This is a genomic window from Shewanella sp. 10N.286.51.B2, from assembly GCF_041469265.1.
Lineage (GTDB): Bacteria > Pseudomonadota > Gammaproteobacteria > Enterobacterales > Shewanellaceae > Shewanella.
Genome location: NZ_JBFRKH010000001.1, coordinates 1 through 14,850 on the forward strand (window position 1 = coordinate 1; position 14,850 = coordinate 14,850).

Annotated in this window: 10 protein-coding genes; all 10 read left to right on the forward strand. The window is 40.1% G+C overall.

All coding sequences use genetic code 11. The features are described 5' to 3' along the window. A partial coding sequence (locus AB4140_RS00005) for a hypothetical protein (RefSeq protein WP_371999264.1) occupies window positions 1-445 on the forward strand: 445 nt, incomplete at its 5' end. Between the two features lie 846 nt (window positions 446-1,291). Continuing rightward, a complete protein-coding gene (locus tag AB4140_RS00010; protein ID WP_371999266.1) occupies window positions 1,292-2,263 on the forward strand; it encodes a phosphoribosyltransferase family protein in 972 nt (323 codons plus the stop codon). 518 nt (window positions 2,264-2,781) lie between these two features. Next, the gene (locus tag AB4140_RS00015; RefSeq protein WP_371999268.1) at window positions 2,782-3,963 is read left to right on the forward strand and encodes an HlyD family secretion protein; all 1,182 of its coding nucleotides are present in this window, start codon (window positions 2,782-2,784) and stop codon (window positions 3,961-3,963) included. After that, window positions 3,953-5,005 (forward strand): DUF2955 domain-containing protein, encoded by a 1,053-nt coding sequence (locus AB4140_RS00020; protein ID WP_102440284.1) that lies wholly within the window; start codon window positions 3,953-3,955, stop codon window positions 5,003-5,005. Before AB4140_RS00015 ends, AB4140_RS00020 begins: the two co-directional genes overlap by 11 nt. Window positions 5,006-5,228: 223 nt before the next feature. Continuing rightward, complete coding sequence (locus AB4140_RS00025) at window positions 5,229-6,347, forward strand: AI-2E family transporter (protein ID WP_102440283.1); 1,119 nt, start codon at window positions 5,229-5,231, stop codon at window positions 6,345-6,347. A gap of 20 nt (window positions 6,348-6,367) precedes the next feature. After that, complete coding sequence (locus AB4140_RS00030) at window positions 6,368-7,018, forward strand: ion channel (protein ID WP_371999270.1); 651 nt, start codon at window positions 6,368-6,370, stop codon at window positions 7,016-7,018. Between the two features lie 155 nt (window positions 7,019-7,173). Continuing rightward, the gene (locus tag AB4140_RS00035; protein ID WP_371999272.1) at window positions 7,174-11,964 is read left to right on the forward strand and encodes a response regulator; all 4,791 of its coding nucleotides are present in this window, start codon (window positions 7,174-7,176) and stop codon (window positions 11,962-11,964) included. A gap of 45 nt (window positions 11,965-12,009) precedes the next feature. After that, window positions 12,010-13,032: a two-component system response regulator gene (locus AB4140_RS00040; protein WP_303462239.1), complete on the forward strand. Its 1,023-nt coding sequence runs from the start codon at window positions 12,010-12,012 to the stop codon at window positions 13,030-13,032. A gap of 276 nt (window positions 13,033-13,308) precedes the next feature. Continuing rightward, a complete protein-coding gene (locus tag AB4140_RS00045) occupies window positions 13,309-13,905 on the forward strand; it encodes a hypothetical protein (RefSeq protein ID WP_102440279.1) in 597 nt (198 codons plus the stop codon). A gap of 264 nt (window positions 13,906-14,169) precedes the next feature. After that, window positions 14,170-14,814: a UvrY/SirA/GacA family response regulator transcription factor gene (gene uvrY / locus AB4140_RS00050; RefSeq protein WP_076539929.1), complete on the forward strand. Its 645-nt coding sequence runs from the start codon at window positions 14,170-14,172 to the stop codon at window positions 14,812-14,814. The last annotated feature ends 36 nt before the right edge of the window (window positions 14,815-14,850 follow it).

A 14,850-nucleotide genomic window follows, 5' to 3' on the forward strand; every position in this document is an offset into this window, starting at 1 on the left:
CTGTATTAATGACTTTATTCGTTATGTTGATGAAGTGATTAACAGTCTTCGCAGTGAATTTGAGAAAAACAAGTCAACCATCAGTACAAAGCCAGCAAGTTATAGCATCCCCATCAGAGACACTAAGCTGTCACAACACCGTGAAAGCACGGCTGTAGCCCAAGCAATGCCCGTGGTGACGTTACATGATGCTCTAGCAGGTTTTGTTACTTCAAAAGAGAAGTCAGGCATTAGACCACTCTCTATTAAACAACTTGAACAGCGAACCTTTCACTTCATTAAATTACTGCCAACAATCGGTAACCGGTCACCAAAAAGCACTCAAGCTATTTGCACTAACGATATTACCTCGGCCGATGCGATGAAGTACCGTGATGAACTGCTTACACAGGGCAGAAGCTATAAAAGTAATAAAGAATACTTAGCGGCCGTATTTCAGTTTTAATTCGTATGGTCGATGACATAGTAATTGAGTGGAAAAAGAGGCATTAGCACGTTATATATATGAAGTAATTTCAGTTTCTGAAAAACAAAATCATGATAGTCAATTTGAAGTTCCACAGGGTAATAAAACTCAAGATAGACAATAAAAAATAAGAAGTTCTAGAGGTTAGATTTTAAAACTGAAATTAATTAATTTTATGATTAAGATCAGCTTTAATTGGTAATTTCGAAGCTTGTCGCGATTTACTCATATTGAAGTGAATTGAACTCAACTCTTAGCTACGACTTATGGTTGAAATAATTATCATCTTGAGTCGTTATTTTGCTTTAATAAAATATATATATAGTGTGTCTATTTTTGAATGAGTCACTTACTTATTGATTATATGAGACAATATCTGTTTTTATCTGTGGCATTTTTTTTACCCGCTTAATTGTTCATTGGCTGAAACTGTGTAGTGCTACAGTCAAGGTTGATGTTTATCCTGTTTGTTGATATTTGTAGATTTGATAATTTACTAATCTGATTTAGACTTAAAACTGTCATTTTTATGGCGTATTTTTAATTTAGGCTGTTAAAGGGTTATTTGTATTTTATTAGACCAAGCTACAATTGATAAAGCATGCTGTTATGGCTAAATTCAATAAATTGCATTAGTTAGAGTAGAGTCTTGAGGGATCGAATCTGAACGTTACTCAAACAACATAGGTTAATGATTCGGTATGTATTGGGCGGCATAGTAGTTGCGGCTACGGACCAATACTCTATGAGTATTTAGTAGAATTTAAGCTTAACAGCGTCTGCTTTGAAGCATCAGGCTGTAATCTATGAACATTGGAGTTTGCTATGAATTATAAGTCCTTTTGTGATTTGAGTGATGATATTAAAAATAATATTCACAAAATCAATCAACAAGACTTTGATTTAATTGTAGGTATTCCAAGAAGTGGAATGGTACCTGCATATATGGTGGCGTTATTGCTCAATGCTAACTGTATCGATTTACCTGCTTTTATTCGCAATGATAAGTTAGGTAAAGGCATTACTCGTGATGCCAAAAAAGCCTTAAACTTCCCCCATGAAGCAAGCAACATTTTAATTGTCGATGACAGCATTCTAACTGGTGGTTCGATGATAGATGCGCTAGCCAAAATACCTAGCAGCTTCCAAGGCAAGGTGACCACAGCTGCGATTTACACCACTGCGCTTGTCAGTGACAAAGTTGATATCTTTTTTGAGCATGTGGACTTTCCACGGGTTTTTGAATGGAACTTATTTCATCATCCTATCGTGACTGAGGCTTGTGTCGATATTGATGGTGTCCTGTGCCAGGATCCAACTGAGGAACAAAATGATGATGGGGAGAAATATATTCAGTTTCTCGCTGATGCGACTCCTCGATTTATCCCAACCATGAAAGTTGATGTGCTGATAACTAATAGGTTAGAAAAATTTCGACCACATACTGAGCAATGGCTGGCAAAACATGGCGTTAATTATAACAAACTAGAAATGTTAGATTTGCCTTCAAAAGCCACAAGACGGGCCCAAGTAGATTATTTTTCCCATAAGGCAGACTACTTTAAGCGTAGCCCAAATGTGTTATTTATCGAAAGTGATTATCAGCAAGCAATTGAAATTGCTAATCGGTCTAACAAGTTTGTTTATTGTGTTGATACAAACCAAATGATTGCGCCTAATGGTCTTAAGCGGTTTAAAAATAAAAAATACCTTGCTGAGACGATTAGAATGCAATTTTCAAAAATTAAGCCATTAAGAGCGATATACAAAAAAGTTAAAAATCTGGCTAGGGCTTAATCTATAAGCTCTAAACCTTTATCTGGCGTGAAAAATGGGCAGATTATTACCAGCTGCAGATGTTAGATTTTTAGTGGTGAAATTAAGGTCTTGATTTGTCTAATTAGGATTTTTCATTCTGTAGGAATGCTTTTGAGTTGATCTTTATACTTGCTTTGCTTTTTTAATATTAGGCAATTAAAACCAAGCAGCTTTTAAAGAATACACTTAATTTAAAATAGATTCTTAAGTAGTAATAGTAACAATATACATCGCAATTTAATGCAATTCCCCAGCAAGGGCCTTCTCAAACGGCCGTTCAAATCATTAGTTAAAATCAAAATGTTAAATCAATAACTTAAGTAAAGGGCTTAAACACAGCTTTCTTGCTTGTTCATTGAGCTAGAGTGTTGAGTTTTGAGCAAAAATAATCCTATACTGACGTTAATGTAACAACTCTACTATTTATTAACATTATTGGCTCATGCAAGCCGTTAATTTAAAAAGTAATGCAATTGATTTCAATGCAAGGGAAGGGTATGGCAGATAAGCATAACGATATTTCATCCACTGAATTACCGGCAAATACACCGGAGCAAGCCGTTTTATCAACGCCTACAGATGACATTCATGTTGCTAATGGCGCAGCGGATAAGTCCAAAAATCAGAAAATAAGAAAAGCGACCAATATCATACTGATAGTGGTCGCTTTTTTGTTTGTGTTTCATCTTATTGCTGATCGTTATATTCCTTCAACTGATTTAGGTCGAGTTCGCGGTTTTGTGGTCCCCATTACCCCGCAAGTCTCAGGGGAGGTAATTGAAATTTTAACCACGCCAAATACCTTGATCCGTAAAGGGCAGGTGCTTGCGAGAATTAACCCAAGAGATTATGAGATTGCATTATTTACCGCTGAGCAAAATGTGACGCAGGCTGGGCAAAATATGGGAGCTTTAACCGCTAATGTCACCGCTGCAAAAGCAAAGGTTGTTAATGCGGAGGCAAACTTTACTAATGCAAAAGTACAATCTAAGCGTATTTTTACCATGGTTGAGCAGCAGGTGATGTCACAAGCCGATGCCGACAATGCTAGAGCGGAACTTGCTAGCGCAGAAGCGGGTGTCGCTAGTGCTAAAGCAGATTTAGCCAAAGCAGAAGAAAGGTTGGGCTCAGAAGGTGAAAACAATACCGCGGTAAAATCAGCGTTATTGGCCTTAGAGCAAGCTGAACTTAACCTGGCACGCACCGAAATTAAAGCGCCCACCGATGGCGTGGCATCAAACTTTCGTTTAAAAGAAGGTTTTTATGCTAACGCTGGTCAACCGGTAATGACCTTTATTTCATCTGAAGATGTGTGGATTGAAGCGAACTTTAGAGAAAATAGCTTAGGCAATATGCAAGCGGGCGATAAAGTCGAGTTTGCACTGGATTATGCTCCGGGTGAGGTTTTTACTGGGAAAGTAGCCTATATCGATTATGGTGTTGATTGGGGACAAAGTGAACAAACGGGAAAGCTGGCTCAAACAACAGGCCAAACAGGTTGGTTAAGGCAGTCTCAACGATTTCCTGTAACCATTCATTTTGATGACGAAGAGGCTAAAGGGTTGCGACGTGTCGGCGGTCAAGCGGATGTCATGGTGTATACCGAAGAAAGTTCACTGATGAACTTATTTGGTAAGTTTTGGATCCGAGTCGTTAGCTGGTTCTCCTATGTCAGATAGCGAGCTAGCCTTTAAAGCCATTAATGCTCAATTTGCTGAGGCGATATTTACCCGTCGAGTATTACGCTTCACTTTGGGGATAGGCATTGCAGTGGCCATAGCTGCGGTGTTTGATTGGCAATTAGCTTTTATACTACCGGTGTTTGTCGCTAAGTTTTTAGTTGATAGAGTGGTGCCGACAGTGCAAACCATTTACGAATTGCTTATTTCAATGGTGGTCACTATTGCCATTGCTTGGATGGTGAGTTTTGGGCCGGTTCAATATCCATTTGTACTGTTGCCATTACTCGCATTAATGATGCTATGGGCCTATTACCTGTTTTCTGATCCCAAGTGGAATTTTTTCGCCACTATATTAATTGTCTCGACATTAGTATTACCCTATTTAGGGATTTTACATCCAGGTGCGGCGATTTTTTTTGGTGTCGGCTTAAGCTTTTCAGGCGTGGTGGCGGTCATCATTTTTACTTTATTGCATATTTTGTTGCCTGATTTAGCACCAGAAAAAGAAACTCATTCTGAGTCAGAATTATCTAATGACGAGCGGCTTTACGAGTCAGTTAGGGCATTAATTATTTCATTTCCGGTGATCACCTTTTTCTTTTTATTTGAGGTGACCGGCGCATTACTGACCATGATATTTATTGCAATTTTATCTTTGCAAACGGCCGGCACTAAGAGCGTTAAAGTGAGTTTGTTTTTATTACTCACTAATGGCATAGGTGGTGTGCTGGCGATTATTTTTTATAACATGTTAGTTGTCGTGCCTGAGTTAGCGTTTTATATCGGGCTCACTATGATAGCTGCGTTATTTTTTGCACAAAAAATTTATGATGATCCTGCTAAAGCGCCTATTTTTGCGGGGATATTTTCAGCCTTGCTAGTGGTTGTCGGCTCGACGGCTTCGTCAACAGATGCCGATGTCGCAACCAACTTCTATATTCGTATTGCGCAGTTATTTATTGTCGGTGTTTATATGGTTGTGGCTTCATTTTTTTTAGAAACCAGAAATTGGAAGTTCTTACAAACTAATCATGATTAGGCGGTTTTATTGTAGCCGCTAGGCTATATTTTATTGAACGCTAAGTGTTGATTTAATGGCGGAAATCAAATTTTCTCGTTTATCAATACTAGGTTTATTGAAAAATAACCTATTGTTGTGATGGCTTTTCACTGCAATAAGTTTGATGTTCATAAAGGTGTTAATACATTAACTAAGGTTTAATTTTAAAACGCAACAGCATTTAATTAGGGATAGATAAGTTATGAGTGATAAACCAATATCAAGCTCGAAAGAGTTTACTCATGCGGCAGTGGATGCCGCGATTAAAATAGCCCTGATTTTTATCATGGTCATATGGTGTTTCAAGATTATTCAGCCTTTCATTATGCCCATTTTATGGGGCGGTATTATCGCCATTGCACTGTATCCAGTGGTGTTATTTATCAGTAGCAAGTTGCGATTGTCGGTGAGTAAATCTAGCCTGTTAATTACCTTGCTGGCCTTAGCCATATTATTGGTACCTACCTACTTATTTTCAGGTGCGATAGTTTCAAGCACGCAGGACTTTGTCGCAGAAATACATGACGGCACTTTAGTTATCCCCGCGCCGAAAAGCTCTGTAGCTGAACTCCCGATTGTTGGTGAGAAACTATATGAATTTTGGTCAGACGTCTCTGCAGATCTCGAGCATGTGGTAAAAACCTATGCCGATGAAATAAAAAGCTTTTCGACTAAGGCTGCCAGTGCTTTTGGTAGTTTTGGTATGACAATTTTGCAATTTTTAATTTCAATCATTATCGCAGGGGTGTTTATGGGTAAAGCATCTGGCTCAAGCCAAATGTTCCATAAAGTCTCAGTCAGGCTAGCTGGCAAACATGGTGAAGAGTTTTCTGAATTGGCCGTTGCAACCGTCAGAAGTGTGGTTCAGGGGGTGATTGGGGTAGCCTTTATTCAATCAATATTAGCAGGTGTTGGGCTTGCTTTAGTCGGGGTGCCAGGAACCGGGATTTGGATGTTACTGGTGCTAATACTCGCGATTATTCAATTGCCACCGATTTTGGTTTTAGGTCCTATTATTGCGTATGTATTTTCTGTTGAATCATCAACCACCGCGATTATTTTTATGATTTGGAGCATTTTAGTGAGTGCCAGTGATGCATTTTTAAAACCGATGTTGATGGGCCGTGGCGTTGATATACCTATGTTGGTGATTTTGTTAGGCGCTATCGGTGGGATGATCCTCTCGGGTATTGTTGGCTTGTTTGTTGGCGCGGTGATTTTAGCTTTAAGTTATAAATTATTTTCAGCATGGCTAGTGGTTGAAACGGCTGAAGTTGATGGTGATGAAGTGTTACCGAACTCAGAGAACTCACAAGGGTAGTTGTTGCAATGGTTAAACCTATGTCTGAAGAAGATAACTTCAGCTACCTACTGGGGTCGTTGGTGTTAGTGCTGTTAAGTTCAGCTTTGGTGGAACAGTTTTTTGAACAGGGCCAGCTCATTGTTGTTTCGACAACTGTGATGAGTTTGTCTATTTCAGTGATTGGATTAGGCGCGAATAAACACTGGTTTCGCTCAAGTTTCGGGGTGATGTTTACTATCTTAGTGGTAGCCAGTATCGGCTCAGTTTTTGAATTGTTGAACCTTGATATTATCGCGCTATTTACCATTTTAACTTTTTTTATTTTGGCCAGCTGGCGCGCCGCTAAGCAGGTCTTGTTTAGCGGGGTTATTTCCACTAATCAAATTATCGGATCTATTTGTATATTTCTGTTACTAGGGCTTATTTGGGCATTTATTTATCTATTGCTGATTGAGATTTTTGGTGTGGCTTTCAATGGTATTGAAGCCCAAAATTGGACCGATAATTTAACGACTGTGATTTATTACAGTTACATCACTTTGACTACAGTCGGTTATGGTGAAATATCACCAGCAGTGCCAATGGCGCGTTTTTTCGCTTTTTCTGAAGCGATTACAGGTCAGTTTTATATGGCGATCATTGTTGCCAGTTTAGTTGGAGCCAAAATGTCCAACCACGAACCGAAATAACCTGGAGTGACTTATCATCAACTGTACGCAATATTTATAGCGATAACTGCAATAAAGCTGAGAGATTACGCAACTAACTATTACTCAAAAAGCACTCATTGCGACGTGATATTCAAGGTCAACCGTCTCGCACAACAGTATGGGGAACAATAAACATGAATCTATTATTAAGCCTCGTCATTGTTGGGTTATTGCTATTACTAGGTTGGTGTTTTTGGCGTCTAAAGGCGCAAGTTAATCATGATATTGCCCGCTATTTTGAAGGCGATAAAAATAGGATTTACTTTAGCCTCATCATTGTTTCTTTCTTACTGCTCATCTCATCTATCGCTGCAATTAGTTTGAATGTTGCTTATAAGCATGACTTGCAAAAAAGTGGCTTAGCCTTGGAGTCGGTGTCTAAAACCACTGATGCAGCCTTGGCATCTTGGTTTTTGGGCTGGCAAAACCGAGTGAGTGCAGTGGCTACAAATCCTTTATTACTTAAGCGTACTACAATGTTAGCTAAGTTAGACTCGAAAAAAGCGCCACTTGTCGGAAATCAACATGTGCTTTGGTCTCGCGAAGCTTACGGGCGTTATAGTCAGGCCTTTGGCACCTTAGGATTTTTTGTTATCTCAGTTGATGGAGTCAATATATCTTCAAGTCGTGACAGCAATTTAGGTCAAATCAATATCGTTAAACAACAGTATCCGATGCTATTTAATCAAGTCTTGGCCGGTAATATTGTCATTACTCCACCTATGCCATCAGAAGTGGCGTTATCAAACCCATTTGGGTTGAAGCAAGCTGAAACACTCACCATGTTTGCCTTAAGCCCCATTACTCAAGATGATGGCAGTATCAGTGGCATTTTGTCACTTCGTATTGACCCTTACATTGAATTTGCCAAGCTGACTCAAAGTGGCGCGGTGGGTGACACTGGTGAATCATACTTTGTCGATGCCCAAGGAAGAATGCTGTCTCACAGTCGCTATGAAAATGACTTGGTGTCACTGGGTTTATTAAAAGCAGGTCAGGTATCAGTACTTAATTTGACTGTGACTAATCCGCAGAGATTATTATCAGAAAAGCAACCTGCTAACGGCCGTCGGGGCAGGGGAGCGTTAACCCTAGCAGCAAAAGAAATTAGCCTTAAACACGATGGTTATAGTTATCAGCCTTATCGTAATTACTTGGGGCAATATGTTATCGGTGTCTGGAAATGGGATGAGCGCTACGGTTTTGGTATTGTGACGGAAATGACCCTTGAAGAAGCCAGTCGAAACTATTTATTTTTTCGAAATATTGTCGTGATGCTGATTGGTATTATTGCCATTTCTTGCTTGCTTCTGACATTTGGTGGTTGGTGGCTAAGTCGTCATGTACATCGGCGCTTTAAAGCTGATAATGAAAGGTTAGAAAAAACTATTTCAATACGAACCCAAGATTTACAAGAGCGTGAAGAGCGCTTATGGGATTTATATGAAAACTCTGCTGTAGCTTATGCCACATTAGATCTTCAAGGCCGCTTCACTAAACACAATAAACAATTTGCACAGATTACTGGTTATGACCGCAAAGACTTCTCGTCGTTAACTTGGCATGACGTACTCGCCACTAAGCACGCTAAAGGCGAACAAATCTTTAGCCAAGCGTTGCAAGGCATTGATACGTCTGATGCACGTGTAGAGCTTGTTAATCATTCAGGTCATACCTTAATTGTTTCATTATCGACCCGTGTTGAAACCGATGTTGCGGGTGAATTTAGTGAAATCCGTTTATCTCTATTAGATATTAATGAGCAAGAAACTGTCCGTGCTGAGATGCTACAAAATCAACATCAATATCAAACATTGGTTGAGAATATTCAAGGCGCAGTATTTAGATATAAAGTCACTGATTTTGACATAAACCATTACCATTTACAGTACATTAGCCCCAACATAGAACCAATAACTGGCTATAAAATGGCAGACTTTATCGGTGAACATCCAGTTAGAAGACTTGCTGATATTGCTTTTGAAAATGATATAGAGCATTTAAAAGTCATGGTTGAACAAACCATCAAAGCGCAAGATAAAATTGTCGCGGAGTTTAGAATTATTAATCGCTCAGGTGAGCTACGCTATTTACAAATGAATGCTCAGTTTGACGGTAATGGCAATAACATGTCAGGTTTTTTTGATGGCATTGTGTTTGATATTACCGAACAAAAAATTGCTGCCAATCGGTTACTCGCATCAGAAGAAAAGTTAGAAGTGGCCTCAGAAAGTGCGCAAATGGGAATGTGGGACTTTTATCCTAATGAGCAACAAGTCGTGGTTAACCGCATGTATTCAAAGATGCTAGGTTATGAACCAACTGATTTATGTCAAGAGGATGACAAGTGGTCGCCATTAATCAATGGCGCGCAAACCTTTATTGATTTAGTCCACCCCGATGAGCAAAACTTGATCTCCAATCCGCAACAAGCATTGGCTGCAAGTGACAATAAAATTCTTCGCCATGAACTGAGAATGCGCAGAAAAGACGGCAGTTACGATTGGATTTTAAGCGTTGGACAACCTTACTCTTTTGATAAGCATGGGGTTCCCGATCGGATCAGTGGGGTTCATATCAACATTAATGAAGCGCGAGCATTACAAACTAAACTTGCCGCCGCTATTTCAGCCGCTGATAGTGCAAATCAAGCAAAAAGTGATTTCTTAGCCAATATGAGTCATGAAATTCGTACACCGATGAATGCCATAATTGGCATGTCCCATTTAGCATTAGACACCCAGCTGACCCCTCAGCAACGCAATTATATTGAAAAAACCCATCGCTCGGCACAATCCTTATTAGGGATTATTAATGACATTCTCGATTTTTCTAAAATTGAAGCGGGTAAGCTAGCTTTAGAACATATCGAATTAGATATCGAAGCAGTGTTAAACAATGTTAATAACCTCATTGGGATCAAGGTCGCAGATAAAGGTTTAGAGCTGCTATTTGATATTGATAATACTATCCCTAAAAACCTATTAGGAGACCCACTTCGCCTAGGGCAAGTGCTCATTAACCTCGCCAATAACGCGGTAAAGTTTACTGAACGTGGCAATATTATTATTGCAGTCAAACTCGAAAGGTTAACCAGCCAACAGGCTTTCATTCGCTTTTCAGTAACAGATTCCGGTATCGGAATGAGTCAAGAACAACAATCAAGATTGTTTAAAGCCTTTTCCCAAGCTGATGCTTCAACTACCCGAAAATACGGCGGCACAGGCTTAGGTTTAGCCATTTGTAAGAATTTAGCCGAATTAATGCAGGGCAGCATAACGGTAACAAGTGAGCTTGAGCAGGGAAGTACGTTTAGTTTGTATTGTCCTTTTGAGTTAAGTCGTTCAACGTCAGTGACTCTCGATACCTTGGAAAAACGTCGCTTTGATGGGCAATCAGTGTTGCTGGCTGATGATAATGATATCGCTCGCTCGATACTGAATAACCTATTGGGCTCAATAGGTTTACAAGTAGTAGCCGTTGCCAGTGGCCGTGAGGCTATACAATATATTGCGGCAGGTAATAAGCCAGATTTTGCTTTAATCGATTGGCAAATGCCAGGGGTTGACGGTGTTGATGTAGCTAAGTTTATTGGCGAGCTTGCGCCCGAGCTTAAACCTAAACTCATCATGATTACCGCTTTTGGTAGAGAAGAGCTACTCATGAGTCTAATGTCTGTTCACATCGACCATATTTTAACTAAACCTATTACGTTAACAACATTAACCCAAAGCCTATCTTCATTAGTGTCTGGGAAATCTTTAGCAGATCCTCGAACTAAGGTTCAAAGCCCATTCGATAAGGCGATCACCTCTTTGGTAGGAGCAAAGGTGCTTGTTGTTGAAGATAATGATCTCAACCAAGAGTTAATTGAAGAGTTATTAATTAATAAGCAAATTGATACTGTTTTGGCTGAGAATGGTCAACAAGCCATTGAGTGTTTAGCGCAGCAAGATTTTGATGGGGTGTTAATGGACTGCCAGATGCCGGTGATGGATGGCTACACTGCGACCTCGTTACTCAGGCTGCAGCCACAATTTCAACACTTGCCCATTATTGCCATGACAGCGAATGCCATGGCTGGTGACCGTGAAAAAGCGTTAGCCGCTGGGATGAATGATCATATCTCTAAACCTATTGACGTTGAGTCGATGTTTATCACTATGGCCAAATGGATAAGCCCAACGGTTGCCACTAACACTACTAAGCCAGCGAAATCGGCAATAGAAACGACAGATGCCGATGTCGTTAAGTTTGCCCTAAACCTCAATTCAATTGCCTGTGATCATATTGACGTAGCCCTAGGCTTGAGCCGAATTCAAGGTGATATAAGCTTGTATCACAAATTATTAGTAAGATTTATCCGAGGGCAAAAAGCTTTTCCGCAGTATGTTGAACAAGCTGTTATAGATAATGATACCGAACTGACTCAGCGGTTGGTACATACCTTAAAAGGGGTTGCTGGCAGCATTGGCGCACAAATGCTTGCCACATTGGCAGCAAAGTTTGAACAAACGCTTGATAGTCTATCTGAAGCACACTATGAGCGGGTTTTTACAAAACTATCAATAGAGTTACAAGGAGTATGTCATGACATTGAACGGCTATTGCCTAAGCGACTACAAATATCAGAGCCATTGCAATTATCAAAGCTACAACCAATAGGTGCTGATTTCGCCCAAACTGCATTAGAAAATCAAACTTTGAATAAGTCATTAGCAATTGAAACCTTAGAAGTCCTCATTTCAATGCTATCGAATTTTGATATGGAAGCCACAGAGTATTTTATTAGCCACGGACAATGCTTAAACTTAAAACCATTAATACATGAGTATCAACAGCTTGATTATCAATTGTCGGAATACGAGTTGGATCGTGGTCTCGAAATTGCCAACCAAATGCTTGAGAAAGTAACAGCCATGTAATTGAGGCTTATTCACTAAAAATTTTTGCGTTTAATAGGAGTTCAAATGGAAAGGCAAACCATTTTAGTGGTCGATGATACCGCTGAAAATATCGATGTGTTAGCCAGTGTATTAAAATCTGACTATCAGATTAAAATTGCCAAGAACGGCAAACTCGCGTTAAAAATTGCTAAGGCAATGACATTAGACCTCATTTTGCTCGACATTATGATGCCCGGTATTGACGGTTTTGAAGTTTGCAGGCAATTGAAACAAGATAAACGCACCCAGCACATTCCGATTATATTTGTTACCGCAAAAATATCTGCGGCAGATGAATTAAAAGGGCTCGAGTTAGGGGCAGCAGATTACATCACTAAACCCTTTAATCCCCCCATAGTGCTTAGGCGAGTGCAAACCCAGTTAGCCTTAACCAGTCAAAGCCGCTTGTTGGCCTTACAGGTAAGGCAAAAAACAGCTGAAATTGCCCAAAATCAATTGAACGTGATCCGCCGCCTTGGGCGCGCTGCTGAATATAAAGATAACGAAACCGGCATGCATGTTATCCGTATGAGTTATTACACCCATATATTGGCCCTTGCAGCAGGGTTAAGCGAAGACGATGCCGAGCTATTAATGCACGCCGCTCCCATGCATGATGTGGGTAAAATCGGCATATCGGATGCCATCTTAAAAAAAACCGACAAATTAGATTTTGACGAATTTGAACAAATGAAAAAGCACTGTGAAATCGGCGCTGAAATTTTAGGCGAGCAAGACTCTGAATTAATGGATGTTGCGCAAACTATAGCCTTAACCCATCACGAAAAGTGGGACGGCAGTGGCTACCCCAATGGTTTAAGCGGAGAGGATATACCGCTTTATGGCCGTATTGTGGCAGTGGCAGATGTGTTTGATGCACTCACCAGTAAGCGTCCTTATAAGGAAGCCTGGCCCGTTGAAAAGGCGCTTGAATTACTTAAAAAAGAAGCTGGAACACACTTTGATCCGCAGCTTGTGCCACTTTTTGTTGAAAAATTAGATCAAATTCTTGAAATAAAGGCTAAATTTAATGAAAGCGATACATAGTAGCAGTTTAAAAGCATGTAATAAAAGTTGAGGTGTTGGGAGTGTTTGTCAAAATTTTGCTAGGAATTAGGTGCTGTTATCGTCAGTTATTGTTGGATTCACAAGCAGTTATTGGCTAAATAAGCCATTTGTGATTTTAAACGATGAATAGCGAGTATGATCCGAATATAAGCGGCTCATATTCTTGATGTGCCGTTAAATGCCGTCATTAAATACACTCGATAATTGCTATGGCTAAATACATATCGCAATACTTGTTCAACAGAGGAAATATCAATGTCTAATACGCTTTTCAGTAAAAAAATGCTGCTGGCTGCGGTTATGCTTCCAGCACTGTTAACCGGCTGTGCTACAGGTGATACACCAGAGGCTAAAAAAGCCAATGCCCGCAAAGAAACCCAAGCCGCATTGCAAGAAATTTATGCTGAGCACAATGAAGCTAAAGCTGCGGTAGCGAGCTCTGTGGGATATGTCGTGTGCACTGGCAGTAATAGTTACTTATTTGCATTATCAACCGGTGGCGGTGTTTGCGTACTCACCTCTAAAGGCCAAAACTCCTATTACCGTTTTGCAACCGGAGGCGTCGGTGCTGGCATTGGCTGGAAGCAAATGGCATTCGTGCAAGCATTTATGAATAATAATGCTATGACACGTTTTAAAGAGTCAGGCTATGAAGGCCAAGCTCAAGCAGAAGCGAGCGCTAAATATGAAGACAGTGGCGATCAAGCTTCAGCTAACCAATCAGTTGATGTAACAGGTGTAAAAACCTATCAAGTTAACTTAATGGGCGCCGCAGCTCAGGCAACCGTACAAGGTTATAAGTATTGGGAAACCGATTTTTCTGATGATTTCATGGAAAATAGTGAAGACTAATTTTTTCTAATGACTTGAAGCACAAAAAATTAAAAGCCGTAGTAGGCAACTGCTACGGTTTTTTGTTGGTTGTTATATTTGTATATCGCAACAGTCTAATAATTAACCGCCAACAGGGGCTAGTTGTTAGTGGTTGCATAAGGAGTGAACAATTATGCCATTATTGTGGTTAATATTGCTTTGCGATACTCGTTCAATAGGCTAAATTACAACGGTAAGGATATGATAAAAATTCAGGAAGAATACGCTTAAGGTGGGTTGAAGTTGATTTCAGTATATTTAGTTGATGATCATGAGCTAGTGAGAACCGGTATTCGACGTTTATTGGAAGATGAGCGTGGTATAAAAGTGGTTGGCGAAGCGCCGGATGGCGAAACCGCCGTGCAGTGGTCACGTCAAAATGAAGCTGATGTTATTTTGATGGATATGAACATGCCCGGTATGGGCGGTTTAGAAGCGACCCGTAAAATTTTACGTTATCAACCTGAAGCTAAAATCATCGTATTAACCGTACAAACTGAAGACCCTTTTCCTACCAAAGTCATGCAAGCTGGCGCCTCTGGTTATTTAACCAAAGGGGCAACACAGCCTGAGGTATTAAGAGCCATTCAGCAGGTATCTCGGGGGCAACGTTATTTATCTCCAGAGATTGCCCAGCAAATGGCCTTGAGTCAGTTTAGTCATACAGACGAAAACCCTTTTAGCAGCCTGTCAGAACGTGAGCTTCAAATTATGTTGATGATCACCAATGGTGAAAAAGTCAACGACATTTCTGAAAAGCTCAATTTAAGCCCGAAAACCGTTAACAGTTATCGCTATCGTTTATTTGCCAAGTTGAATATTGGTGGTGATGTAGAGTTGACCCGTTTGGCGATTCGCTACAAAATGCTTGATGCCAGTTCTTTTTAGTTAATAGGTGTTGAATCAAACTGGTATTTCACACCT